Annotated in this window: 19 protein-coding genes; 13 read left to right on the top strand and 6 right to left on the bottom strand. The window is 67.0% G+C overall.

Annotation, left to right across the window (positions count from 1 at the left end; translation table 11 throughout):
• Positions 1-50 precede the first annotated feature (50 nt).
• From ACZY1G_RS09185 to ACZY1G_RS09175, 3 genes are read left to right on the top strand one after another with little or no spacing between them, the layout of a single operon-like run.
• The gene (locus ACZY1G_RS09185) at positions 51-1,700 is read left to right on the top strand and encodes an acyl-CoA synthetase (protein WP_463822189.1); all 1,650 of its coding nucleotides are present in this window, start codon (positions 51-53) and stop codon (positions 1,698-1,700) included.
• A 2-nt stretch (positions 1,701-1,702) separates the two neighbouring features.
• The gene (locus tag ACZY1G_RS09180) at positions 1,703-2,824 is read left to right on the top strand and encodes an NAD(P)H-dependent flavin oxidoreductase (protein ID WP_463822188.1); all 1,122 of its coding nucleotides are present in this window, start codon (positions 1,703-1,705) and stop codon (positions 2,822-2,824) included.
• A gap of 19 nt (positions 2,825-2,843) precedes the next feature.
• Positions 2,844-4,403: an acetolactate synthase large subunit gene (locus ACZY1G_RS09175; RefSeq protein WP_463822187.1), complete on the top strand. Its 1,560-nt coding sequence runs from the start codon at positions 2,844-2,846 to the stop codon at positions 4,401-4,403.
• On the opposite strand, the gene ACZY1G_RS09170 is transcribed toward ACZY1G_RS09175, so the two are convergent.
• From ACZY1G_RS09170 to ACZY1G_RS09145, 6 genes are read right to left on the bottom strand one after another with little or no spacing between them, the layout of a single operon-like run.
• Positions 4,400-5,530 carry a Rieske 2Fe-2S domain-containing protein gene (locus tag ACZY1G_RS09170; protein ID WP_463822186.1) on the bottom strand — a complete coding sequence of 377 codons (1,131 nt, stop codon included), beginning with the start codon at positions 5,528-5,530 and terminating at the stop codon, positions 4,400-4,402. The two genes, ACZY1G_RS09175 and ACZY1G_RS09170, sit on opposite strands and share 4 nt — an antisense overlap.
• The gene (locus ACZY1G_RS09165; RefSeq protein WP_463814921.1) at positions 5,527-7,092 is read right to left on the bottom strand and encodes an FAD-binding protein; all 1,566 of its coding nucleotides are present in this window, start codon (positions 7,090-7,092) and stop codon (positions 5,527-5,529) included. Before ACZY1G_RS09165 ends, ACZY1G_RS09170 begins: the two co-directional genes overlap by 4 nt.
• A complete protein-coding gene (casI, locus tag ACZY1G_RS09160; RefSeq protein WP_463822185.1) occupies positions 7,085-8,755 on the bottom strand; it encodes a steroid-22-oyl-CoA synthetase in 1,671 nt (556 codons plus the stop codon). The genes ACZY1G_RS09165 and casI overlap by 8 nt, the downstream gene beginning before the upstream one ends.
• Positions 8,752-10,275 (bottom strand): long-chain-fatty-acid--CoA ligase FadD17, encoded by a 1,524-nt coding sequence (gene fadD17, locus ACZY1G_RS09155; RefSeq protein WP_463822184.1) that lies wholly within the window; start codon positions 10,273-10,275, stop codon positions 8,752-8,754. The genes casI and fadD17 overlap by 4 nt, the downstream gene beginning before the upstream one ends.
• Before the next feature lie 6 nt (positions 10,276-10,281).
• Positions 10,282-11,391, bottom strand: a complete 1,110-nt coding sequence (locus ACZY1G_RS09150) for an acyl-CoA dehydrogenase family protein (RefSeq protein ID WP_463822183.1) — start codon at positions 11,389-11,391, stop codon at positions 10,282-10,284.
• A 14-nt stretch (positions 11,392-11,405) separates the two neighbouring features.
• On the bottom strand, positions 11,406-12,587 hold the full coding sequence (locus tag ACZY1G_RS09145) for an acyl-CoA dehydrogenase family protein (protein ID WP_463822182.1): 1,182 nt from the start codon (positions 12,585-12,587) through the stop codon (positions 11,406-11,408).
• Between the two features lie 168 nt (positions 12,588-12,755).
• Here ACZY1G_RS09145 and ACZY1G_RS09140 point away from each other — a divergent pair, with 168 nt between their 5' ends.
• The 10 genes from ACZY1G_RS09140 (at position 12,756) to ACZY1G_RS09095 (ending at position 23,422) form a co-directional block, all read left to right on the top strand.
• Positions 12,756-12,947, top strand: coding sequence for a ferredoxin (locus tag ACZY1G_RS09140; protein WP_463814927.1), 192 nt, complete (start codon positions 12,756-12,758; stop codon positions 12,945-12,947).
• 12 nt (positions 12,948-12,959) lie between these two features.
• Positions 12,960-13,895, top strand: a complete 936-nt coding sequence (locus tag ACZY1G_RS09135; RefSeq protein WP_463822181.1) for a 3-oxoacyl-ACP reductase — start codon at positions 12,960-12,962, stop codon at positions 13,893-13,895.
• Positions 13,896-14,154: 259 nt separating this feature from the next.
• Positions 14,155-14,919, top strand: coding sequence for an MlaE family ABC transporter permease (locus ACZY1G_RS09130; RefSeq protein WP_046365488.1), 765 nt, complete (start codon positions 14,155-14,157; stop codon positions 14,917-14,919).
• Positions 14,920-14,979: 60 nt separating this feature from the next.
• Positions 14,980-15,822, top strand: coding sequence for an MlaE family ABC transporter permease (locus ACZY1G_RS09125; RefSeq protein WP_463822180.1), 843 nt, complete (start codon positions 14,980-14,982; stop codon positions 15,820-15,822).
• A 12-nt stretch (positions 15,823-15,834) separates the two neighbouring features.
• The gene (locus tag ACZY1G_RS09120; RefSeq protein ID WP_463814931.1) at positions 15,835-17,037 is read left to right on the top strand and encodes an MCE family protein; all 1,203 of its coding nucleotides are present in this window, start codon (positions 15,835-15,837) and stop codon (positions 17,035-17,037) included.
• A gap of 32 nt (positions 17,038-17,069) precedes the next feature.
• Positions 17,070-18,080 carry an MCE family protein gene (locus tag ACZY1G_RS09115; protein ID WP_463815783.1) on the top strand — a complete coding sequence of 337 codons (1,011 nt, stop codon included), beginning with the start codon at positions 17,070-17,072 and terminating at the stop codon, positions 18,078-18,080.
• Complete coding sequence (locus ACZY1G_RS09110) at positions 18,073-19,131, top strand: MCE family protein (protein ID WP_463814932.1); 1,059 nt, start codon at positions 18,073-18,075, stop codon at positions 19,129-19,131. The genes ACZY1G_RS09115 and ACZY1G_RS09110 overlap by 8 nt, the downstream gene beginning before the upstream one ends.
• A complete protein-coding gene (locus tag ACZY1G_RS09105; protein WP_463814933.1) occupies positions 19,128-20,513 on the top strand; it encodes an MCE family protein in 1,386 nt (461 codons plus the stop codon). Before ACZY1G_RS09110 ends, ACZY1G_RS09105 begins: the two co-directional genes overlap by 4 nt.
• Positions 20,513-21,682, top strand: a complete 1,170-nt coding sequence (locus tag ACZY1G_RS09100; RefSeq protein WP_463814934.1) for an MCE family protein — start codon at positions 20,513-20,515, stop codon at positions 21,680-21,682. Before ACZY1G_RS09105 ends, ACZY1G_RS09100 begins: the two co-directional genes overlap by 1 nt.
• A complete protein-coding gene (locus tag ACZY1G_RS09095; protein ID WP_463822179.1) occupies positions 21,683-23,422 on the top strand; it encodes a virulence factor Mce family protein in 1,740 nt (579 codons plus the stop codon).
• Positions 23,423-23,432 lie beyond the last annotated feature (10 nt).

The following is a 23,432-nucleotide window of genomic DNA, read 5'->3' as shown; positions in this document are numbered from 1 at the left end:
GTCGTTGCCACAGACTTGTCTGAAAATGTAACACGTTCTAGTTTAGAAGCGTGGCCCTGAACATCGCCGATCTCGCCGAGCACGCCATCGACGCCGTGCCTGACCGCGTCGCCCTGATCTCGGGCGACCTGACGCTGACCTACGCCGAGCTCGAGAAGAAAGCCAACCGGCTCGCGCACTACCTGCTCGACCAAGGCGTCAAGAAGGACGACAAGGTCGGACTGTACTGCCGCAACCGCATCGAGATCGTCATCGGCATGCTCGGAATCGTCAAGGCCGGCGCGATCCTGGTGAACGTCAACTTCCGATATGTCGAGGGCGAGCTGAAGTACCTGTTCGACAACTCCGACATGGTCGCGCTCATCCACGAGCGGCGGTACTCCGACCGGGTCGCCAACGTGCTGCCCGAGACGCCCAACGTGCGGACCATCCTGGTCGTCGAGGACGGCACCGACGACGACTTCGGCCGCTACGGTGGGGTCGAGTTCTACTCGGCGCTGGCGCAGGGTTCGCCGGAGCGGGACTTCGGAACCCGCAGCGAGGACGACATCTACCTCCTCTACACCGGCGGCACGACGGGATTCCCCAAGGGCGTGATGTGGCGCCACGAGGACATCTACCGGGTTCTGTTCGGCGGCACGGACTTCGCCACCGGTGAGCCGATCGCCGACGAGTACGGCCTGGCCCAGCAGGCGGCGGCGAACCCCCCGATGGTGCGCTACCCGATCCCGCCGATGATCCACGGCGCCACGCAGTCCGCCACCTGGATGGCGTTGTTCTCGGGCCAGACGACCGTGCTGGTCCCGGAATTCGACGCCGACGCGGTGTGGCGCACCATCCACGAGCACAAGGTGAACCTGTTGTTCTTCACCGGTGACGCGATGGCTCGCCCCCTGCTCGACGCCCTGCTTGCCCATCAGGATGCAGGCAACACCTACGACCTCGACTCGCTGTTCCTGCTCGCCAGCACAGCCGCGTTGTTCTCGACCAGCCTGAAGGAGAAGTTCCTCGAGCTGCTGCCCAACCGCATCATCACCGACTCGATCGGCTCGTCGGAGACGGGTTTCGGCGGTACCAGCGTGGTGGCCAAGGGGCAGTCGCACACCGGCGGTCCGCGCGTGACGATCGACAAGAACACCAAGGTGCTCGACGAGGACGGCAACGAGATCGAGCCGGGTTCGGGCAAGCGCGGCATCATCGCCAAGTGCGGTCACATCCCGGTCGGATACTTCAAGGACGAGAAGAAGACGGCTGAGACATTCCGCACGTATCACGGTGTGCGGTACGCGATTCCGGGCGACTACGCCGAGGTGGAGGCCGACGGCACCGTGACGATGCTGGGCCGCGGCTCGGTGTCGATCAACAGCGGCGGCGAGAAGATCTACCCCGAAGAGGTGGAGGCCGCGCTCAAGGGCCATCCCGACGTGTTCGACGCGCTGGTCGTCGGCGTGCCCGATCCCCGGTTCGGACAGCACGTGGCCGCTGTCGTGCATCCCCGCGAGGGCAGCAGGCCGACGCTTGCCGATCTCGATGCATTCGTGCGCAGCGAGATCGCCGGGTACAAGGTGCCGCGCAGCCTGTGGCTGGTCGACGAGGTGAAGCGTTCGCCTGCAGGAAAACCCGACTATCGATGGGCCAAGGACGTGACCGAGGCGCGCCCGGCCGACGAGGTCCACGAAAAGCATGCGGCGGTGAAATAGACATGAGAACCGAACTCTGCGATCGCTTCGGCATCGAGTACCCGATCTTCGTATTCACCCCGTCGGAGAAGGTCGCCGCGGCGGTCACAAAGGCCGGCGGCCTCGGCGTACTCGGCTGCGTGCGGTTCAACGACGCCGAGGATCTGGAGAACGTCCTGCAGTGGATGGACGCCAACACCGACGGCAAGCCCTACGGCGTCGACATCGTCATGCCCGCCAAGGTGCCGACCGAGGGAACCTCGGTCGACATCAACAAGCTCATCCCCGCCCAGCACCGCGAGTTCGTCGACAAGACGCTCGCCGATCTCGGTGTGCCGCCTCTGCCCGCCGACGAGGAACGCTCCGAAGGTGTTCTGGGGTGGCTGCATTCAGTGGCCCGCAGCCACGTCGAGGTCGCGCTCAAGCACCCGATCAAGCTGATCGCCAACGCGCTGGGCTCCCCGCCCAAGGATGTCATCGACCAGGTGCACGAGGCCGGCGTGCCGATCGCGGCGCTCGCAGGCTCCGCCAAACACGCTCTCCGGCATGCGGAGAACGGCGTCGACATCGTGGTCGCCCAGGGTCATGAGGCCGGGGGGCACACCGGGGAAATCGGGTCGATGGTGCTCTGGCCGGAGATCGTCGATGCTCTCGACGGCCAGACCCCGGTGTTGGCGGCCGGCGGCATCGGGACGGGACGGCAGGTCGCGGCGGCGTTGGCCCTTGGCGCGCAGGGAGTCTGGATGGGCTCGGCGTTCCTCACCTCGGCCGAATACGACCTCGGCGTGCGCCTCGATTCGGGCCGATCGGTGATCCAGGAAGCGATGCTGAACGCCACGTCTGCCGACACCGTGCGCCGCCGCATCTACACAGGCAAGCCGGCACGCCTGCTCAAGAGCCGCTGGACCGACGCCTGGGACGCCGACGGTGCACCAGAGCCGCTGCCGATGCCGCTGCAGAACATCCTCGTCAGCGAGGCTCATCAGCGGATGAGCGAGTCTTCTGATCCCTCGGCGGTCGCGATGCCCGTCGGCCAGATCGTCGGCCGCATGAACGAGATCCGGCCTGTCGCCGACATCATCGCCGAACTGGTCAGCGGCTTCGGCGAGGCGACGAAACGCCTCGACGGCATCCGCGAGGGCTGAGCGGGCGTATAAAGCAGGAGTGAACGGCGCGCATTCCCTGCTCACCACGCTCGTCGATGCCGGCGTGGACATTTGCTTCGCCAACCCCGGGACATCCGAGATGCACTTCGTCGCCGCGCTCGACACTGTCGAGGGCATGCGGGCAGTGCTGACGCTGTTCGAGGGTGTCGCCACCGGAGCCGCCGACGGCTATGCGCGCATCGCCGGCACGCCCGCCGCGGTGCTCCTGCATCTGGGGCCGGGGCTGGGCAACGGCCTGGCCAACCTGCACAACGCGCGCCGAGCGCACACCCCGATGGTCGTGGTGGTCGGCGACCACGCCACGTACCACAAGAAGTACGACGCCCCTTTGGATTCCGACATCGACGCGGTCGCCGGAACTGTCTCGGGCTGGGTGCGCCGGACGATGCGTCCCGACGACGTCGCCGCCGACGCGGTGGCTGCTCTCGACGCTGCCCGGCGTGGCGCGGTATCGACGCTGATCCTGCCCGCCGATGTGTCGTGGAGCGACGGGGCCGCCGCTGAACGTGATGCGACCGTGACTGTCGAGCTCGAACACGGCGACACCGGCACTCTCGACGGGGCGGAGGCGGCGCTGCGGTCGGGGGAACGCACCGTGCTCCTCATCGGCGGCGACGCCACCCACGGACCGGGGCTCGCGGCCGCGGTGCGCATCGGTGAGGCCACCGGAGCGACCGTGCTGAGCGAGACGTTTCCCGCCCGGCTGCAGCGAGGCGCGGGCGTGCCGGCTGTCGAGCGGCTCGCCTACCTCGCCGAAGCCGCCGCCGAACAACTGGCTGGCGCGCGGCACCTGATCCTGGCCGGGGCGCCGTCGCCGGTGTCGTTCTTCGCCTACCCGGACAAGCCCAGCGACCTGGTACCGGACGGCTGCGCGGTGCACGTGCTGGCCTCGCACCGGGGAGCTGCAGAGGCCCTCGAACGTCTCGCCGACGCCGTGGCGCCCGGCACGACGGCGTCAACGGCGTCCGCGGCGCGCCCCCAGGTGCCCAGCGGGGAGCTCACCGCGTTCTCGGCGGCCGCTGTGATCGGCGCTCTGCTGCCCGACGACGCGATCCTGGTCGATGAGTCGAACACCGCGGGCGTGGGCATCGCCGCGGCCACCGCCGGCGCGCCCGCCCACGACGTCCTGACGCTGACCGGCGGTGCCATCGGTTACGGTCTGCCCGCGGCGATCGGCGCAGCGATCGCCGCACCGCACCGCCCCGTCCTCGCCCTGCAAGCCGACGGTTCAGCGATGTACACGATCTCGGCGCTGTGGACGCACGCCCGCGAGAACCTCGACGTGACGACGGTGATCTTCGACAACGGTGCCTACGACATCCTGCGCATCGAGCTGCAGAGGGTCGGTGCGACCAGTGGCACCGACCCTGGCCCCAAGGCTCGCAAGCTCCTCGACTTGGGTTCGCCAGCAATCGATTTCGTACAGATCGCCGAGGGTCTCGGGGTGCCGGGCCGGCGAGTGAGTACCGCCGAGGAACTCGCCGCCGCGCTGGCCCACGCGTTCGCCGAGCCGGGCCCCCATCTGATCGACGCGCTGGTGCCGTCCCTGCTGGGTTAGCCCGACTGCGTCGATTCGCGCAGGTTCTGCTCGACCTCCTGCTGCCACAGATCGTAGGCGTGGGTGGTGTCGACCTCCTGCTCGAAGCGGTCGGTCATGTCGGGGGTGACCTCGGCGGCATCAACGTAGAACTGCTCGTACCAGCGCCGGTGCTGATACACCGGCCCGTCTTCCTCGGTCAGCAGCGGATTGTCGATGCGGGACTTGTTCTTCCAGATCTCCACGTCTTCACCGAAGCCTTCTCCGAAACTGCGATTCATCCCTCCGGCCAGCTTGACGGCCTTGTCCGCGGGCAGGCCGGGCATCGCCGCCACCGCCACACCCCACTGCAGCATGAAGGAGTCGTGGGTCACCGGATAGTGGCAGTTGATCAGCGCCACCTCGACGGTGAAACCGGGCGCGAGGTCGTTGTGCAGCCAGTTGATCATGTACGCGGGCCCGAAGTACGTGGCTTCGGACCGCAGATAGGTTCCCTCCCAGAGCTTTTCCGGGTCGGCCACGTAGTCGGGCCGGGGCTTGGACTCCATGTACTGGCTGGCGGTGTGGCCCTCGATGACGTTCTTGAAGTACGTCGGGTAGGCGTGGTGGATATAGAAGAAGTGCGCCATGTCGACGTTGTTGTCGACGATCTCGCGGCAGTGCGATCCCTCGATCAGCACCGAACTCCACTGCCACGGCGACCAGCGGCCCTCGTCGTAACCCTCGATAGTCGGCGGAGTCAGGGCTGCATCGGGCGTCGAGCCCTCCGGGTCGTGCCACACCAGCAGCTGCCCGTTAACCTCGGTGGTGAGCCATGCGCGGGTGCGCGCCATCCGAGGTGTTCGCTTGGCGTAGGGCACCAGCGAGCATCGACCGTCGCCGCGCCAGCGCCAATCGTGGAACGGGCACGCGATGTCGTCACCCTTGACGGTGCCCTGGGCGAGGTTGCCGCCCATGTGTCTGCAGTAGCCGTCGAGGACCTTGAGGTCGCCGGCGGAATCGGCGAACACCACCAGCAGCGAGCCGAACGCATTGATGCCGTGCGGCTTTCCGTCCCGGAAGTCCTGGGCGAGGCCGAGGCAGTGCCAGCCCCGGGCGAAGCGCTTGGGCGTTGTGCCGGTGTCGATCTCGCGGATCAGCTGGTTCATGTCCTGTCTCCTGTCATGTCCCGCACGGCGAGGTGGCTGAACACCATGGACGTGCCGATGGGGTTGCCGCCGCCGGGATAGGCGGTTCCGCTGGGAGCGGCCATGGTGTTGCCCGCCGCGTACAGGCCGGGGATCACCGCGCCGGCGGTGTCGAGCACCCGGGCGGCCGCATCGGTCCGCAACCCGCCCTTGGTACCCAGATCGGAGACACCGAAGGCCGCGGCGTGAAACGGCGGCTGATCGATGGTGTGCAGCGGGGACGCGCCGCCGGAGAAGGCCCGGTCGTACGGTTCGTCGCCCCGACCGAAATCCTCGTCCACCCCGCGGCGGGCGAACTCGTTGAAGCGTCGCACCGTGGCGACGAGAGAGTCCGAGGGGACGCCGATGGCATCCGCCAGCTCCTCGAGAGTGCCGGCGCTGCGCCACAATCCGGCGTCCACGTAGCGCTGCGTCTCCACCATCGACACGTTGGGCGCCTTGACCGGCGGCGCGGCTCCCTCGCGATCGTCGTAGACCATCCAGTAGGGCAGTGTCACCGACCCGTCGGCCATCGCGTCGAGCACTGCCCGGCCCAGCCGGTCGTACGCGGCGGACTCGTTGACGAACCGCCTCCCCTGATCGTCGACGAAGATGCCGCCGGTGAACCACAGTGCGAATGCTGCTGTTCCGTCGGGATGCATCAGGCCTGGCGACCACCACGCCTGATCCATCAGGTCGACGTCGGCCCCGGCGGCCATACCGGCCAGGTGGGCCAGGCCGAGGTTCGACGGCGGCCCCATCGTGTCGCGTGATCGGCCCGGCACACCGTAGCGCTCCCGCATCGCGTCGTTGTGTTCGAATCCGCCGGCTGCCAGCAGCACTCCCCGCCGTGCGCGGATCCTGCGGCTTCCATTGGCGTCGGTCACGATCGCGCCGACAACGGCATCGCCCTCGACGACGAGGTCGGTGAGCGCGGTGCCCAGCCGGGTCTGCGCGTGGGGGTAGCGACGCAGCGCGATCAGGAACCGGGCGATCAAAGCCCGTCCACCCACGAAGTAATCGTCGGGCTGCGGATGTCCGAGCCGGTCGGTGTCGAGGGGCCCGCGGATCAACTCGCGAAGATCAGGTGCGGCAGCGACTTTCAGTGGCTTGGCAGCGATGTGCCGCATGCCGTCGGCGCGTGCCTTCGGTGCGTGGCCGAAGTAGTCCGGCCAGGGCAGCAGCGAGAACTTCAGCTGATCGTCGGCTTCGAGGTAGGCGATCAGCGGGGCGCCACTGCGCACGTAGGTCTCGCGCAGGGTGGCCGGGGTGCGCTCGCCGACGACGGCGTTGTAGTACTCGAGCGCATCGTCGATCGTGTCATCCGGTGCGTCGCCGAAACCGGCGCGCTGCAGAACGGGGTTGCACGGGAACCACATTCCGCCGCCGCCCGAGTACGCCGTGGTGCCGCCGAATTTGTCGGAGGCCTCCACGAGCAGCACGTCGAGGCCTTCGCGGGCGGCGGTGTAGGCGCCTGTGACGCCGCCGGCGCCCGACCCGGCGACGATGACGTCGATCTCAGAGTCCCAGTTCCCGTCAGACATGGCGTTCCCTTCCGTGGGCGGCGAACTCGGCATCGAGCGCGTTTCGATCGGCGACGGTCATCAGGTGATACTCCGGCAGGCCTCGTCCGGCCCAGGAGTACACCGATTCATCGGTGTGCCATCGCTGCGCCTGCAGGTCCCGCTTGAGCACCTTGTTCGACCCTGTCACCGGGAGATCAGCCGACACTCGCAGCAACCGAGGCACGCCTTTGGCGCCCAGATCCTCGTGCTCGCCGAGGAACTGCGCAAAATCCTCGATGTCGAATGTCTGCGGATCGGCCACCTCCACCGCTGCCATCACCTGGTCTCCGGAGCGTGGATCAGGCACGCCGTACACCGCCGCCGCGATCACGTCTGGGTGCCGGCGTAGAACCCGTTCGATGGCCAGCGCCGAGATGTTCTCGCCGTCGACGCGAATCCTGTCACCGCGCCGACCCGCGAAGTACAGGAACCCGTCGGTGTCCACATAACCGAGGTCGCCCGACCAGTACCACCCGTTGCGGGTGCGCTCGGCCTCGGCCGCGTCGTTGCGGTAGTAACCCTCGAAGTCACGGGCGCCGCGTCGGTCGACGATCTCGCCGACCGCCTCACCGGCGTTGAGGACACGGCGCGCGTCGTCGAGTACCGCTGCCGGACAGGGCCGTAACGTCTGGGGATCGATGACGACGACGTCGGAGTGCGCAGGCCGGCCCAAGGAGCCCGGCGGCGCGGTGGGATCGGGAGCGGCGACCGCGCCGCCTTCGCTGGACCCGTAACCCTCGAACAGCTCCGCTCCGAAGCGGCGGCGGAATTCCTTCTGATCCTCCGGTGAGGCCTCGGTGCCGAAGCCCCGCTGCAGCGAGTTGTCGGCGTCGTCGGGCAGCTCGGGGGTGGCCAGCAGGTAGGCGAGCGCCTTGCCGACGTAGGTGAAGAACGTGGCGCCGAAGAAGCGCACATCGGGCAGAAAGCCCGACGCGGAGAACGCGGGGGTGAGGCAGACCGTGGCGCCGTTGGCCAGGGCCGGCGCCCACAGCGCCATCAGCGCGTTGCCGTGGAACAACGGCATGCAGCAGTAGTCCACATCGCCACGGTGGTGGCCGAACTTCTCCGTTGCCGAGTACGCGATGCGGGCCAGTCGACCCTGCGTGCACCGCACCGCCTTCGACGTGCCGGTGGTGCCGGAGGTGAACAACAGCAGCAGGAGTGTCGTCGCGTCGACACCGGCGGCAGCCATGTGGGCAGCGCCGCGGTGTTCGTCGACGAGGTGCCGGTATCGCTCGTCATCGACGCACCAGATCCGTTCGGCGTCGACGCCGTGATCGAGGGTGTGCAGCCGGTCCGCGCCCGCGGTGTCGGTCACGATCATCGCGCAGTCGGCATGCCGGATGTCTGCCGCCAGATCCTGCGCGCCGCGGGTCGGATTGAGGCCGACGACGGTCGCACCGGCCAACGCCGCACCACCGAGCCAGAACACGAATTCGGGCACATTGTCCAACAGCACCCCGATGTGACACGGTGTGCCGTCGGTCATTCGGGACCGCTGGGCACTCACCAGCGCTGCGCGGGCCGCCGAACACGTCACCACCTCGTCCCAGGTCCAGGTGTGCTCTCGGGTGCGCAACCCGGGATGGGTGTCACCTGATCGTGCCAGCAGCATCGATGCGATGTCGGCGTGCCCGGTCATGGCCGGACGATCTCGAACACGGCATCGGCGCAGTCGGTACCCTCGGCCGACAGCTGCCGTTTGATCACCTTGAACGTCTCGGTGCGCGGCAAGACGGCGGCCACCCGCACGTATACCGGCCATTGTTTGGGTCCCAAATCGTCCTGGGCGCAGAGGAATTCGGTGAAGTCTTGCGGTCGGAACGCTGCAGGATCGGGCAGCACCAGCGCTGCCATCACCCGGTCACCGACGGAATCGTCGGGAATGGCGTAGACGACGGCTTCGGTCACGCCCGGGTAGCGCATCAGGATGCGTTCGATCGGGGCGGTACCGAGGTTCTCCCCGTCGACCCGCAACCAATCGCCCAATCGGCCTGCGAAATACGCGAACCCGCGGTCGTCTCGGTAGGCGAGGTCGCCGCTGTGGTAGACGCCGCCCCGCAACCGATCGGCGTCGGCCTCTGGATCGTTGTAGTAGCCGCGGAACTGACCGGGCCCTTCGGTGTTGACCAGCTCACCGATCACCCCGGGCGGGCAGTCGAGCCCGGTGTCGACGTCGACGATGGTCACCCCGCCGACGAGAGGCCCCAACGCGCCCTCAGGGGTGTCTGGGGTGCGCGCGATCGAGACGCCGCCCTCGCTCGAGCCGAACCCGTCGACGACCTCGACGGCGAATCGCTGCGCGAAGCGGCTCAGATCCCGCGGCGCACCTTCGTTGCCGTAGGCCACTCGCAACGGGTTGTCGGCGTCGTCGCTGCGTTCGGGTGTGGCGAGGATGTAGGACAGCGGCTTGCCGACGTAGTTGGCGTAGGTCGCGCCGACTCGGCGGACATCGGAGAGGAACTGTGAGGCGGAGAACTTGCGCCGCAACGCAATCGAGGCTCCGCCGGCAACGGCGGGCGCCCAGCCGGCCATGATCGCGTTGGAGTGGAACAGCGGCATCGACAGATAGCAGGTGTCCGACGGGCCCAGACCGAATCGCTGGGCGAGCATCAGTCCTGGGAGGGCGACCTTTTCGTGTGTGCAGCGCACCGCTTTCGGATCCCCGCTGGTACCCGAGGTGAAGATCAGCATGAACAGGTCGTCGGGGGCGGCGTCGCGGAACCGGACATCGGCTCCGGCGTGCCTGTCCAGTTCGGCAGTGAAGGAACAGGATTCGACGTCGATCGACGCGATACCCGGCACGGCACTGTCGCGGTCGGCCAGTACCAGCTGGCAGTCGGCGTGGTCGACGTCGCGCTGAAGCGCCGCCCCGCGTCGGGTCGGGTTCAACCCGACAGGGACGATGCCCGACATCGCCGCGGCGACGAGCATCCGCGAGAAGAACGGTGTGTTCCCCGCGAGGACTCCGATGTGCGGTGGTCGATCCGGGTCCAGGCGCGCGCGCAGCGCAGCAGCCAGGGCCGCGGCATCGCGAAGGTGATCACGCCAGGAGACGAACGAGACCTGCCCGGAACCATCGATGCCGTGCACGCCGCCGTCCTGGACGTCGGCCAACGGCGCGAGCAGGGCGGCGACGGTGGATGCGACGGGGGCGCCCACCGCGTCTCAGGCCGGCGTGTCGGCCAGTTCGCGGCCGATACGCAGTAACTGTCCGGTCGCGCCGCCGATCGCGAATTCGGTCTGCTTGGCGGCCAGGAAATAGCGGTGGATCGGGTGATCGGTGTCGATCCCGACACCGCCGTGGACGTGAACGGCGGTGTGGGCCAACCGATGCCCCGCCTCGGCGGCCCAGAACGCCGCACTGGCCACGTCGATGTCGGCGGGCAGATCTTCCGACACCCGCCATGCGGCCTGGGTGACGGTGAGCCGCAGCCCCTTGATGTCGATGTAGCCGTCGGCCAACCGGGCCGAGACCGCCTGGAAGCTGCCGATGGGTCGGTCGAACTGCTCGCGTTCCCGGGCGTAGGCGGCGGTCATCTCCAGCGCACGTTCCACGACGCCGAGCTGGTAGGCGCTGCGGCCGAGACCGCCGCGGTTGACGAGCCAGTCCACGACCTCAGGTCCGCCGACGCGGCGATCCGCAGGCACCGTGACCTCGTGCAGATCGAGCGCTCCGACACTGCCGTGTCCCGTGGTGTCCAGTGCGGTGACGGTCAACCCGCTGTCACTCGCGGCGACCAGGAAAACGCCGATGCCGGAATCGGTTTCGGCCGGCACCAGGAAGGCGTCGGCCTTCGGGCCGAAGGGCACCAGCGTTCGGGCTCCGGTGAGCGTGACGGTGGAACCGTCGGCGCGCGCCCGGACCGGACCCTCACCCATCTCGCCGTCGAGCGCGATCGTGAGGATCTTCTCGCCGCGCACGGCCGGCGCCGCCCACTCCTGAGCGACGGCGTCGGAACCGAATCTGGTCAGGGCGCCCGCGCCCAGCACAACGGACTCCAGGTACGGCACGGCCGCGAGCTGGCGTCCGAGCGCTACGAGTACCGCCACCTCCTCAAGCACGCCGAAACCGCCGCCGCCCACCGCTTCCGGTGCAGTGGTCGACAGGATGTCGGCGTCGATCAGTTTGCGCCACAGGGCATCGTCGAACCGACCGCCCTGCTGCGGCCCCAACCCGTCCAGCTCGCGCTGATGCTCGGGCGTGCACACCGACTCGGTGATCGTGCGAACCAGGCCGCCGAGATCGTCGCTGGCCTCAGTCGTCGAGAAATCCATGTCCAAGGTCTCCTTTATCGGTTCACGCGGGGCAGCCCGAGCGCCACCATGCCGATGATGTCTCGCTGAATCTCGTTGGTGCCACCCCCGAAGGTGAGGATCAGGCAGGACCGGTGCATCCGCTCGATCCGGCCGCGCAACAGGGCGCCCGGGGAATCGGCACGCAGAGTCGCCGCGGTGCCCATCACCTCCATCAGCAGCCGGTAGGCCTCGGTGGCCAGCTCGGTGCCGTACACCTTGGCCGCCGACGCGTCGGCGGGGGAGGGCGCCGCGTCCTCAGTGGATGCGAGCTCCCAGTTGATCAGCTTGAGCACCTCGGCCTTGGCGTGCACCCGCGCGAGGTTGAGCTGCACCCATTGCGCGTCGATGAGCCGGCTGCCGTGCACGTCCTTGGTGTTCTGGGCCCACTCGCGCACCGCGCCGAGGGCGACGAAGATCGGCTGCGCGGAGACGAGCGCCACCCGCTCATGGTTCAGCTGGTTGGTCACCAACTTCCAACCGGCGTTCTCCTCACCGACGAGGCTGCTGACCGGGACGCGGACATCCTGGTAGTAGGTCGCGCTGGTGTCCACGCCCGCGACGGTGTGCACCGGCGTCCAGGAGAAACCGTCGGCCGTCGTCGGCACGATCAGCATCGAGATACCGCGGTGCTTCTTGGCGTCGGGATTGGTGCGCGCGGCCAGCCACACATAGTCGGCGTACGCGATCAGCGACGTCCACATCTTCTGCCCGTTGATCACGTACTCGTCACCGTCGCGCACCGCGGTCGTGCGCAGGGAGGCCAGGTCGGTGCCAGCGCCGGGTTCGGAGTAGCCGATCGAGAAGTGCAGTTCACCCGCGGCGATCTTGGGCAGGAAGAACTTCTTCTGCTCGTCGCTGCCGAATCCCATGATCGTCGGCGCCACGCTGTTGATCGTCAGGAACGGCACCGGCACGTTGGCGATGGCGGCCTCGTCGTTGAAGATCAGGCCGTCCATTGGGGGCCGCGCCTGACCGCCGTACTCCGTCGGCCACGACAACGTCAGCCAGCCGTCCTTGCCCATCTGGGCGACGGTCTCGCGGTACACGTTCCCGCGTCCCATCTCGCCGTCGTTGCTCGACAGTGCCTCGGCACGCTCAGGGGTCATCAGCTTCGAGAAGTACGCGCGCAGCTCGCGCCGCAGCTCCTCTTGCTCGGGGGTGTAGCCGATCCGCATCGCGATCCTCACTAGTCTGCGAGCCTGTACCCGGTGCCGTCCCGGACGCCCGTCTGGATACCTCAGGTCTTCCCCGGTTGTAACACGTTCTAGTCTTGGGGTCCAGGCTGGTGCCACACTGGGTGCTCTGCGAACCGGCCTACAGCCCTAGACCGTCAGGAGGAAGTCATGCGAGTGGAAGTGGATCGCGACCGTTGCGAGGGCAACGCCGTGTGCGTCGGAATAGCGCCCGACCTGTTCGACCTCGATGACGAGGACTACGCGGTGGTCAAGGCCGACCCCGTCCCCGAAGGCGAGGAGGCGGTGGCCGATCAGGCCATCGTCGAGTGCCCCCGCGCCGCCCTCATCCGGCACGACTAGAGGTATTCATAAGTGACATCTTCTGCAGCCGACATCGATCTGTCCGGACGCGTCGCGGTCGTCACCGGGGCAGCCGCCGGGCTGGGCCGGGCCGAGGCCGTCGGGCTCGCCCGGGCAGGGGCCACGGTGGTGGTCAATGACATCGCGCCCGCGCTGGACCGCTCCGATGTTCTCGACGAGATCGCCGAGGTCGGTGCCAAGGGAGTAGCAGTCGCCGGCGACATCAGCGAGCGCTCCACCGCCGACGAGCTCGTCGAGACCGCCGACGGTCTCGGCGGTCTGGCCATCGTGGTCAACAACGCCGGTATCACCCGCGACCGCATCCTGTTCAACATGACCGACGAGGAGTGGGACGCGGTCATCAACGTGCATCTGCGGGGGCACTTCCTGTTGACGCGCAACGCCGCCACCTACTGGCGGTCGAAGGCCAAACAGGCCGGGGACGGCGACAAGAACGGCACCGTCTATGGCCGGATCATCAACACCTCGTCGGAGGCCGGCCTGTCGGGCCCCGTCGGTCAACCCAATTACGGCGCGGCGAAGGCGGGCATCACGGCGCTGACGCTGTCGGCGGCGCGCGCGCTGGGGCGCTTCGGCGTCCGGGCCAATGCGATCGCTCCGCGGGCCAGGACGGCGATGACGGCCGGTGTCTTCGGTGACGCACCGGAGTTGCCCGACGGCGCGGTGGACCACCTGTCGCCCGAGCACGTCGTGAACCTCGTGCGGTTCCTCGCATCTCCTGCCGCCGAAGCCGTCAACGGACAGCTGTTCATCGTCTATGGTCCGACGGTGACGCTCCTGGCGGCGCCGACGGCCGAAAAGCAGTTCAGTGCCGACGGCGACGAGTGGGACCCGTCCGCGTTGTCAGCGAGCTTGCAGGAATACTTTGCTGATCGTGATCCGGAGAAGGGCTTCTCCGCAACGATGGGGCTTGGGGACCGAGACTGACAGTCTCTGTTGTCACAGCCACTCCGCAGGTAGAACGTGTTCTAGAATGACCTACGTCACACCGGTCTTGAACAGCGCGAACATAACAATATGCAGCCGATTAGCGTTCTTTGACACTGCGAACGTGTTCTAGTTAGTATGATCCGGCTCACGGGAGACAGCGCTGGGTGCAGGGGTGGGAACCCCACGCAGGCAGCTTCCCGGTAAGAGTTCGCCAGGCGTACGTGTCGACACCTTCGGACCGAGATCGGAGCACAGGTTGATCGAACAGCTTGCGGCGCCCGCGCGGGCCGTGGGCGGGTTCGTCGAGATGTCCTTGGACACTTTCGCCAAGTCCTTCCGCCGACCGTTCCAGTTCCGCGAATTCCTCGATCAGACGTGGATGATCGCGCGCGTCTCCCTGGTCCCCACCCTGCTGGTGGCGATCCCGTTCACCGTTCTGGTGGCCTTCACACTGAACATCCTGCTGCGCGAGATCGGTGCCGCGGATCTCTCCGGCGCAGGCACCGCGTTCGGCACCATCACGCAGCTGGGGCCGGTGGTGACGGTGCTCGTCGTCGCCGGAGCCGGCGCGACCGCCATCTGTGCCGACCTGGGGGCCCGCACGATCCGCGAAGAGATCGACGCCATGCGCGTGCTGGGCATCGACCCCATCCAGCGGTTGGTGGTGCCCCGCGTGCTGGCGTCGACGTTCGTGGCGCTGCTTCTCAACGGCCTGGTCTGTCTGATCGGTCTGGCCGGCGGTTACGTGTTCTCGGTGTTCCTGCAGGGCGTCAACCCCGGTGCCTTCATCAACGGGCTGACGGTGTTGACCGGGCTCGGGGAGCTGGTGCTGGCCGAGATCAAAGCTCTGCTGTTCGGTGTCGTCGCCGGTCTGGTGGGGTGCTACCGCGGCCTCACGGTCAAGGGCGGCCCCAAGGGCGTTGGCAACGCGGTCAACGAGACCGTGGTCTACGCGTTCATCTGTCTGTTCGTGATCAACGTGATCATGACGGCGGTCGGGGTCAGGGTGCTGGCGCGATGAGCGTTTACGCGAAGAGCAGAAGACTCCGATGAGCGTTCACGCGAAGAAGAGACCGTTCTGATGAGCTATGACCTCACCCTCCGGTTCCGGCGCGCGTTCCGCGTCGTGCCGCGCGCCGTCGACACCGTGGGCGAGCAGGCGTTGTTCTACGGCGAGTCGGTCCGCTACATCCCCAACGCGGTCACGAGATACCGCAAGGAAACGATCCGGCTCATCGCCGAGATGACCATGGGCACCGGCGCTCTCGTGATGATCGGCGGAACGGTCGGCGTCGCGGCGTTCATGACCCTGGCCTCTGGCGGCGTCATCGCCGTGCAGGGCTACTCATCGCTGGGCAACATCGGCATCGAGGCACTCACCGGCTTCCTGTCGGCCTTCCTCAACGTGCGCATCGTGGCGCCGGTGATCGCGGGCATCGCGCTCGCGGCGACCATCGGCGCGGGCGCCACGGCCCAGCTCGGCGCGATGCGCGTCGCCGAGGAGATCGACGCCGTGGAATCGATGGCCGTGCATGCGGTGTCGTATCTGGTGTCGACCCGATTGATCGCCGGGCTGATCGCGATCGTTCCGCTCTACGCACTCTCGGTGCTCGCAGCGTTCTTCGCCGCCCGCTTCACCACCGTCTACATCAACGGTCAGTCCGCCGGTTTGTACGACCACTACTTCAACACTTTTCTGGTCCCCAGCGATCTGCTGTGGTCTTTCCTGCAGGCCATCGTGATGTCGGTGGCGGTGATGCTGGTGCACACCTACTACGGTTTCAACGCCTCCGGAGGCCCGGTCGGCGTGGGCATCGCGGTGGGCCAAGCCGTGCGGACCTCGCTGATCGTCGTGGTGACGATCGTTCTGTTCATCTCCCTGGCGGTCTACGGCGCCTCGGGCAACTTCAACCTCTCCGGATAGGACGACAGCTCAATGGCCAACGGTGACGCAAAGCGCACCCACGTGAGGATCGCTGCGGCGATTCTCGCTGTGGTGGTGCTCGCCGCCGTGGTGTTCACGTACCTGTCCTACACCGCGGCCTTCACCTCCACCGACAAGGTGACGGTCCTCTCGCCACGGGCCGGGCTGGTGATGGAGACCAAGGCGAAGGTGAAGTACCGCGGCATCCAGGTCGGCGAGGTCGAATCGATCGACTACGCGGGTCAGGACGCCAAGTTGACGCTGGCCATCCGCAGCGACGACATGCGCTACATCCCGAGCAATGCACCGGTCCGCATCGCCGGCAACACGATCTTCGGTGCCAAGTCGGTGGAGTTCCTGACCCCCGAGAATCCGGACTCGACGTCGCTGCGGCCGGGTACCCAAGTGCAGGCCAAAGACGTTCAGCTCGAGGTCAACACGCTGTTCCAGACGTTGACCGACGTGCTCGGCAAGATCGATCCGGTCAATCTGAACGCGACGCTGTCGGCGCTGGCCGAGGGTCTGCGCGGGCACGGTGACGACCTCGGCGCCGGTCTGTCGGGTCTCAATTACTATCTGCAGCAGCTGAATCCGAAGTTGCCGACCCTGCAGGACGACTTCCGCAAGGCGGCGATCGTCACCAACATCTACGGTGATGCTGCACCGGATCTGGCGACGATTCTCGACAACGCGCCGACGGTCAGCAAGACGGTGGTCGACGAGCAGGACAACTTGAACGCGACGCTGCTGGCGGCCACCGGGTTGGGCAACAACGCCGCCGACACCCTCGAACCGGCGGCAGACAATTTCATCGCCGCCGTCCAGCGGTTGCGGGCGCCGCTGAAGGTGCTCGGCGACTACTCGCCGGAGTTCGGCTGCCTGCTCAAGGGCATCTCGATCGGCATCGACCGGTTCGCGCCGATCATCGGCGGTATCCGGCCGGGCCTGTTCGTGGCGTCGAACTTCATCCCCGGCTCGCCGGCCTACACCTATCCGGAGAGCCTGCCCCTCGTCAACGCCTCCGGCGGTCCGAACTGCCGCGGCTTGCCGGACGCTCCGAGCAAGCAGTTCGGCGGATCGTGGTATCACTCACCGTTCCTCGTGACCGACAACGCCTACGTGCCCTACCAGCCGAACACCGAGCTGCAGTTCGACGCACCCTCGACGCTGCAGTTCCTGTTCAACGGGGCCTTCGCCGAGCGGGATGACTTCTAGTGGCGCGCAGACTCGGTGCGCAGGACCGCACCATGATCAACGTCGGTGTCTTCACCGTCGTGATGCTGCTCGTCGCCGGCATGCTGATCGTGGTGTTCGGCGAGTTCCGCTTCGGTTCGGACAAGGACTATCACGCGACGTTCACCGACGCCTCGCGGCTCAAGGCCGGTCAGGACGTGCGCATCGCCGGTGTGCCCGTCGGGGCGGTCAAGGACATCAAGCTCAACGACGACAACACGGTTGACGTCGCGTTCAGCCTCAACGAGCGCTATCAGCTCTACACCTCCAGCAAGGCGCTGGTCCGCTACGAAAACCTGGTGGGCGACCGGTACCTCGAGATCGCCTCGGGCCCAGGGGACCTGGTGAAGCTCCCGCCCGGTGGCACCATCACCAACACCGCTCCCGCCCTCGATCTGGATGCGTTGCTCGGCGGACTGAAGCCGGTCTTCAAAGGCCTTGACGGCCAGAAGATCAACGAGGTCAGCAACGCGATCATCGAGTTGCTGCAGGGCCAGGGCGGCGCTCTCTCGCAGATGCTGTCCTCTACCAGCGCGTTCACCCAGGATCTAGCTGCGCGTGATCAGTTGATCGGAGACCTGATCACCCACCTGAACACGGTGCTCGGCACGGTCGACGAGAAGGGTGCCGAGTTCGACGCGACCGTCGACAAACTGCAGAAGGTGTTGACCGGGCTGGCCCAGGGCCGTGATCCGATCGCCGGCGCCATCGGCCCGCTCGCCTCGGCCACCAACGATCTGACCGAGACACTGGAGAAGAGCCGCCGACCGCTGCAGGGTGTGCTGGAGAACGTGCGGCCCCTGGCGCAGCGGATGGACGAGCGCAAGGGCGACATCAACAAGGTCATCGAGCCGCTCGCGGAGAACTACCTGCGGCTCAACGCACTCGGCGCCTACGGCTCGTTCTTCAACATCTACTACTGCTCGATCCGCATGAAGATCAACGGGCCCGCCGGTAGCGACATCCTGATCCCGTTCGGTGGCCCACCGGATCCGTCCAAGGGGAGGTGCTCTGAGAATGGCTAGACCTGACGGTGGAAACCCCTTGCGCACCGGCATCTTCGGCATCGTGCTGGTGACCTGCCTGGTCCTCGTGTCGTTCGGCTACAGCAACCTCCCGTTCATGCCGCAGGGCAAGCCGTACGAGGCGTTCTTCACCGACGCCGGCGGCATCTCCCCGGGTAACGACGTCAATGTCTCGGGGATCAACGTCGGCAAGGTCAAGAATGTGGCGCTGGCCGGCGACACCGCGAAGGTGACATTCACTGTCGACCGTAAGATCCGGGTCGGCGACCAGTCGCTGGTGGCGATCAAGACCGACACCGTGCTGGGCGAGAAGTCGTTGGCCGTGACGCCGAAGGGCGGCGGTTCGGTGACGTCGATCCCGGTGGGCCGCACCACGACTCCTTACACGCTCAACACGGCGCTGCAGGATCTGGGGCAGAACGCCAGCGAGCTGGACAAGCCGCGGTTCGAACAGGCGCTGCAGACGCTGACCGACTCGCTACGCGATGCCAAGCCGCAGCTGCGCGGTGCCCTCGACGGTGTCACGAACTTGTCGCGGAGCCTGAATAAGCGCGACGAGGCCCTCGAGCAGCTGCTCACCCACGCCAAGCGGGTCACCGACACGCTGGCGCAGCGGTCCGGCCAGGTCAATCAGCTCATCATCGACGGGAACATGCTGTTCGCCGCTCTCGACGAGCGCCGCCAGGCGCTCAGCAATCTCATCGGTGGGATCGACGATGTCTCACAACAGCTCTCGGGTTTCGTGGCCGACAACAAGCGGGAGTTCGGCCCGGTACTGAAGCAGCTGAACCTGGTGATGGACAATTTGCTGGAACGGCGCGAGCACATCGGTGAGGCGCTCAAGCGGCTGCCGCCCTATGCGACCGCACTCGGTGAAGTGGTCGGCTCCGGCCCCGGATTCCAGATCAACCTCTACGGTCTGCCGCCCGCCACGCTGTCCGAAGTCCTGCTCGACACCTACTTCCAGCCGGGCAAACTGCCCGACAGCCTTGCCGACTACCTGCGCGGATTCATCTCCGAGCGGCTGATCATCAGGCCGAAATCGCCATGACGCAACCAGATTCGTCCTCCTCGAAGGGCCGCGTGCTGCGTATCGCACTGGCGGCCGTGCTCGTCGTCGCGCTGGTGTCGGCGGTGTATCTGGTGTGGCCGTCGCGTGGTGGCAACAAGCTGGTCGCCTACTTCCCGTCGGCGGTCGGCCTGTACTCCGGCGACGAGGTGCGTGTCATCGGTGTCCCGGTGGGGCGCATCGACTCGATCGAACCGCGCGCCAAGGACGTCAAGATCACGATATCCATCGACGACGGGGTCAAGATCCCGGCTGACGCGCAGGCGCTGATCATCTCGCCCAACCTGGTCGCGGCCCGATTCGTCCAGTTGGCGCCCGCCTACACCGGAGGCCCGGTGATGGCCGACGGTGCCGAGATCGGTCTCGATCGAACCGCCGTCCCGGTGGAGTGGGACGAGGTCAAAGAGCAACTCACGCAATTGAGTAGTCAGTTGGGGCCGCAACAGAACTCGGTGCAGGGACCACTGAAGGCGTTCGTCGACCAGGCTGCCGACACCCTTGACGGCAACGGGGATTCGTTCCGGTCGGCGATCCGCGAGCTGTCCCAGACCGCGGGGCGCCTCGGCGACTCCCGAACCGACCTGTTCGGCACCATCCGCAACCTGCAGGTACTCGTCAACGCGCTGTCCAACAGCAACCAGCAGATCGTGCAGTTCACCGACCACGTCGCGTCGGTGTCGCAGGTACTCGCCGACAGCTCCGCCGATCTGGACAACACGCTGGGCACGTTGAACCAGGCGCTGTCGGACGTCAAAGGCCTTCTGGGAGAGAACAACAAAGCACTGATCGACCAGGTGGCCAAGCTGACGGACTTCACCAACCTGCTGACCGAACACAGCGACGACATCGAGCAGATCCTGCACATCACGCCCAACGGGCTGGCCAACTTCTACAACATCTACAACCCGGCGCAGGGCACCGTCGGCGGTCTGCTGACGCTGCCGAACTTCGCCAATCCGGTGCAGTTCATCTGCGGCGGCACCTTCGACATCGGCGCCAACCCGGACAACTACAAGCGCGCGGAGATCTGCCGCCAGCGAATGGGTCCGGTGTTCAAGCGCATCGCGATGAACTTCCCGCCGCTGCTGTTCCACCCGATCAACAGCATCACCGCCTACAAGGGGCAGATCCAGTACGACACCCCGGAGACGGAAGCCAAGGCCCAGACTCCGGTGCCGTACCTGCAGTGGCAGAACGCCCCGGGGACGACGCCGCCGCAGATCGCCCCCGGTGGAGCGGATCTGGCTGCGCTGTTCGCGCCGACCGCGCCGACCCAGGGTTCGGGCCAGGCACCCGGTCCCGCGCCGTCGCAGGGTTCTGGTCCCGCGCCGGGCCCCGTACCCGCTCCCACGGGGGGGAACTGATGATCCGCAAGGCCATCCGTCCCGTGTTGGCGCTGGGTACCCTGACGGTGTTGGTGTCCGGGTGCGAGTTCGGTGGGTTGAACTCGCTGGACATGCCCGGCACCGCGGGTCACGGCGAGGGTTCCTACACCGTCACCGTCGAGTTGCCGGATGTGGCGACGCTGCCGCAGAACTCACCGGTGATGGTCAACGACGTGACCGTGGGGAGTGTGTCGGGCATCGATGCCGTTCAGCGCCCCGACGGGACGTTCTACGCGGCGGTGAAGCTGTCGCTGGAAAAGGACGTCAATCTGCCCGCCAACGCGATCGCGAAGGTCGCGCAGACCTCGCTGCTGGGCTCCCAGCACGTCGAGTTGGCAGATCCCCCCGAGAAGCCGATCGGCCGGTTGGAGAACGGCTCGAACATCCCGCTGGACCGCACCGGTCGCTATCCGACCACCGAAGAGGTGCTGTCGTCGCTCGGCGTCGTGGTCAACAAGGGCAATCTCGGTGCGCTGCAGGACATCACCGAGGAGTTCTACAACGCAGTCGTCGGCAGGCAAGGCACCTTCACCGATCTGATCCCGCGACTGGCGGAGCTGACGTCCTCGCTGGACCGGCAGACCGATGACATCATCTCTGCCGCCGAGGGACTGGACCGCTTCGCCGGCATCCTCGCGCGCAGCAAGGACAGCCTGGGCCGCACCCTGGACACGCTGCCCGCGGCACTCGATGTGCTGGACCGCAACCGGGCCACCATCGTCGACACCTTCACCGCCCTGCGCCGACTGGCCGTGGTGGGGTCGAAGGTTCTCGCCGAGACCAAAGTCGACCTGGCCGCCGATCTGAAAGATCTGTTCCCGGTGGTCAAGTCGCTCAACGACAACGCCGACGACCTCATCAAGAGCCTGGAGCTTCTTCCGACGTTCCCGTTCCACTATCAGTATCTGCGCAAGGCCGTCCGCGGCGACTACCTCAACGTGTTCGTCACGTTCGACCTGACCCTGCGTCGCCTGGGTGAGACGGTGTTCACCACCTCGCTCGGACTCGACCCGAACATGAAGCGGCTCAACGAGGTCGTCAACCCCCCGGACTTCCTGACCGGCGAGTTGGCCAACCTTTCGGGTCAGGCCGCCGACCCCTTCAAGATCGCGCCGGGAACGGCCACCCAGCACGAGGGGACACCGTAGATGCTGGACAGGCTCTCCAAGATCCAACTGTCGATCTTCGCGGTCGTGACCGTGTTGACCGTCGGCGCGATCTCGATCTTCTATCTGCGGGTGCCCGAGGCGATCGGGTTGAACTCCTACCAGGTGACGGCCAACTTCACCGCGGGCGGCGGCCTCTACCAGAACGCCAACGTCACCTACCGCGGTGTCACGGTGGGTCAGGTGGAGTCGATCGGCCTGTCCGACAACGGCGTCGTCGCACACATGAGGCTCGACAGTGGAACGCCGGTGCCCGCCAACGTGACCGCGACCGTCAAGAGCGTCTCGGCCGTCGGCGAACAGTACGTCGATCTGGTGCCGCCTGAGGATCCCGCCGGTGACAAGCTGCGCAACGGCGCGGACATCCCGGTGAGCCGCACCGCGATCGGGCAGGACATCGCCGGATTGCTCCAGCAGGCGGACTCCCTGGTCAGCAGCGTCGGCAACAGCCGGATCAAGGACCTGCTGCGGGAAACGTTCAAGGCATTCAACGGATCCGGGCCGGAGCTCGCCCGACTGATCCAGTCCGCGCGGCTTCTCGTCGACGAGGCCAACGCCAACTACGGGCAGACCACCCAATTGATCGACCAGGCCGGCCCGTTCCTGGACGCACAGATAGCCAGCGGCGACAACATCCGGTCTCTGGCCGACGGGCTGGCCCGGTTCACCGGAGAGGTCGCAAACGCTGACCCACAGCTGCGTACGCTGCTGCAGACCGCCCCGGGCGCCGCAGGCGTCGCGAACGAGACCTTCGAGGGCATCCGCCCCAATTTCCCCATGCTCGCGGCGAATCTGGCCAACCTGGGCCGGATCGGGGCGATCTATCACAAGTCGATCGAGCAGGCCCTTGTGATCTTCCCCGCCCTGATGGCCGGCCTGAACACCGTCGCCGGCGGCGTGCCCGCCGACGAGGGCGGCAAGCTCGACTTCAAGGTCCATCTCAACGATCCGCCGACCTGCTCGGTCGGCTTCCTGCCGCCGACGACCATCCGCTCGCCCGCGGACACGACGCTGCGCGAGTTGCCGACCGATCTGTACTGCAAGACCCCGCAGAACGATCCCTCGGTGGTGCGCGGTGCGCGCAACTATCCATGCCAGGAGTTCCCGGGCAAGCGCGCCCCGACGATCCAGCTGTGCCGCGACCCCAAGGGTTACGTGCCGATCGGCACGAACCCGTGGCGCGGGCCGCCGGTCCCGCTGGGCACACCGATCGAGGATGGGCGCAACATCCTGCCGCCCAACAAGTTCCCCTTCATCCCGCCGCAGGTGGACCCGGATCCCGGCCCGCCCGTGGTGCAGCTGCCCCCGGGCGCGGTGCCTGGACCCGGGCCTGCCCCGCACGCACCGTTCCCGCTTCCGGTGCCGCCGAACGAGCCGGGAACACCTCCTCCGCCGTGGCCGTACTTCGCGCCGCCGGATCAAGTGGTGCCGCCGTACGGCCGTACCCCACCCGGGCCACCCGCTCCGGCTGCTCCCGCACCGGCAGCACCACCCGCTCCCGGGGCTCCCGCTGCCCCCTCTGGCCCGCTGCTGCCCGCCGAGGCGGTACCGCAGCCGGGTGGACCCACGCCGCAGGCCGCGGGACCCGCGATGGCGACCTACGACCAGAACGGCAAGTTCGTCGACCCTGCCGGCGGAACTGGCACGTTCGCTGGTGGAACTGACAAACTGGCGCCTGCAGAGAACTGGGTCGATCTGATGTTGGCCCCGAAGCAGCTATAGGCAGGACGAG

It is taken from the genome of Mycobacterium sp. IDUB_5 (genome assembly GCF_055419565.1).
This window is presented reverse-complemented; position numbering and strand designations above follow the sequence as displayed.

Bases quoted from the DNA above. Each gene is read 5' to 3' on its own strand.
- ACZY1G_RS09100 (WP_463814934.1), top strand. From the start codon at position 20,513: ATGATCCGCAAGGCCATCCGTCCCGTGTTGGCGCTGGGTACCCTGACG.
- ACZY1G_RS09165 (WP_463814921.1), bottom strand. From the start codon at position 7,092: ATGTCTGACGGGAACTGGGACTCTGAGATCGACGTCATCGTCGCCGGG.
- ACZY1G_RS09110 (WP_463814932.1), top strand. From the start codon at position 18,073: ATGGCTAGACCTGACGGTGGAAACCCCTTGCGCACCGGCATCTTCGGC.
- ACZY1G_RS09150 (WP_463822183.1), bottom strand. From the start codon at position 11,391: ATGGATTTCTCGACGACTGAGGCCAGCGACGATCTCGGCGGCCTGGTT.
- ACZY1G_RS09145 (WP_463822182.1), bottom strand. From the start codon at position 12,587: ATGCGGATCGGCTACACCCCCGAGCAAGAGGAGCTGCGGCGCGAGCTG.
- ACZY1G_RS09095 (WP_463822179.1), top strand. From the start codon at position 21,683: ATGCTGGACAGGCTCTCCAAGATCCAACTGTCGATCTTCGCGGTCGTG.
- ACZY1G_RS09170 (WP_463822186.1), bottom strand. From the start codon at position 5,530: ATGAACCAGCTGATCCGCGAGATCGACACCGGCACAACGCCCAAGCGC.
- ACZY1G_RS09105 (WP_463814933.1), top strand. From the start codon at position 19,128: ATGACGCAACCAGATTCGTCCTCCTCGAAGGGCCGCGTGCTGCGTATC.
- ACZY1G_RS09180 (WP_463822188.1), top strand. From the start codon at position 1,703: ATGAGAACCGAACTCTGCGATCGCTTCGGCATCGAGTACCCGATCTTC.
- ACZY1G_RS09125 (WP_463822180.1), top strand. From the start codon at position 14,980: ATGAGCTATGACCTCACCCTCCGGTTCCGGCGCGCGTTCCGCGTCGTG.
- ACZY1G_RS09120 (WP_463814931.1), top strand. From the start codon at position 15,835: ATGGCCAACGGTGACGCAAAGCGCACCCACGTGAGGATCGCTGCGGCG.
- casI (WP_463822185.1), bottom strand. From the start codon at position 8,755: ATGACCGGGCACGCCGACATCGCATCGATGCTGCTGGCACGATCAGGT.
- ACZY1G_RS09115 (WP_463815783.1), top strand. From the start codon at position 17,070: ATGATCAACGTCGGTGTCTTCACCGTCGTGATGCTGCTCGTCGCCGGC.
- ACZY1G_RS09140 (WP_463814927.1), top strand. From the start codon at position 12,756: ATGCGAGTGGAAGTGGATCGCGACCGTTGCGAGGGCAACGCCGTGTGC.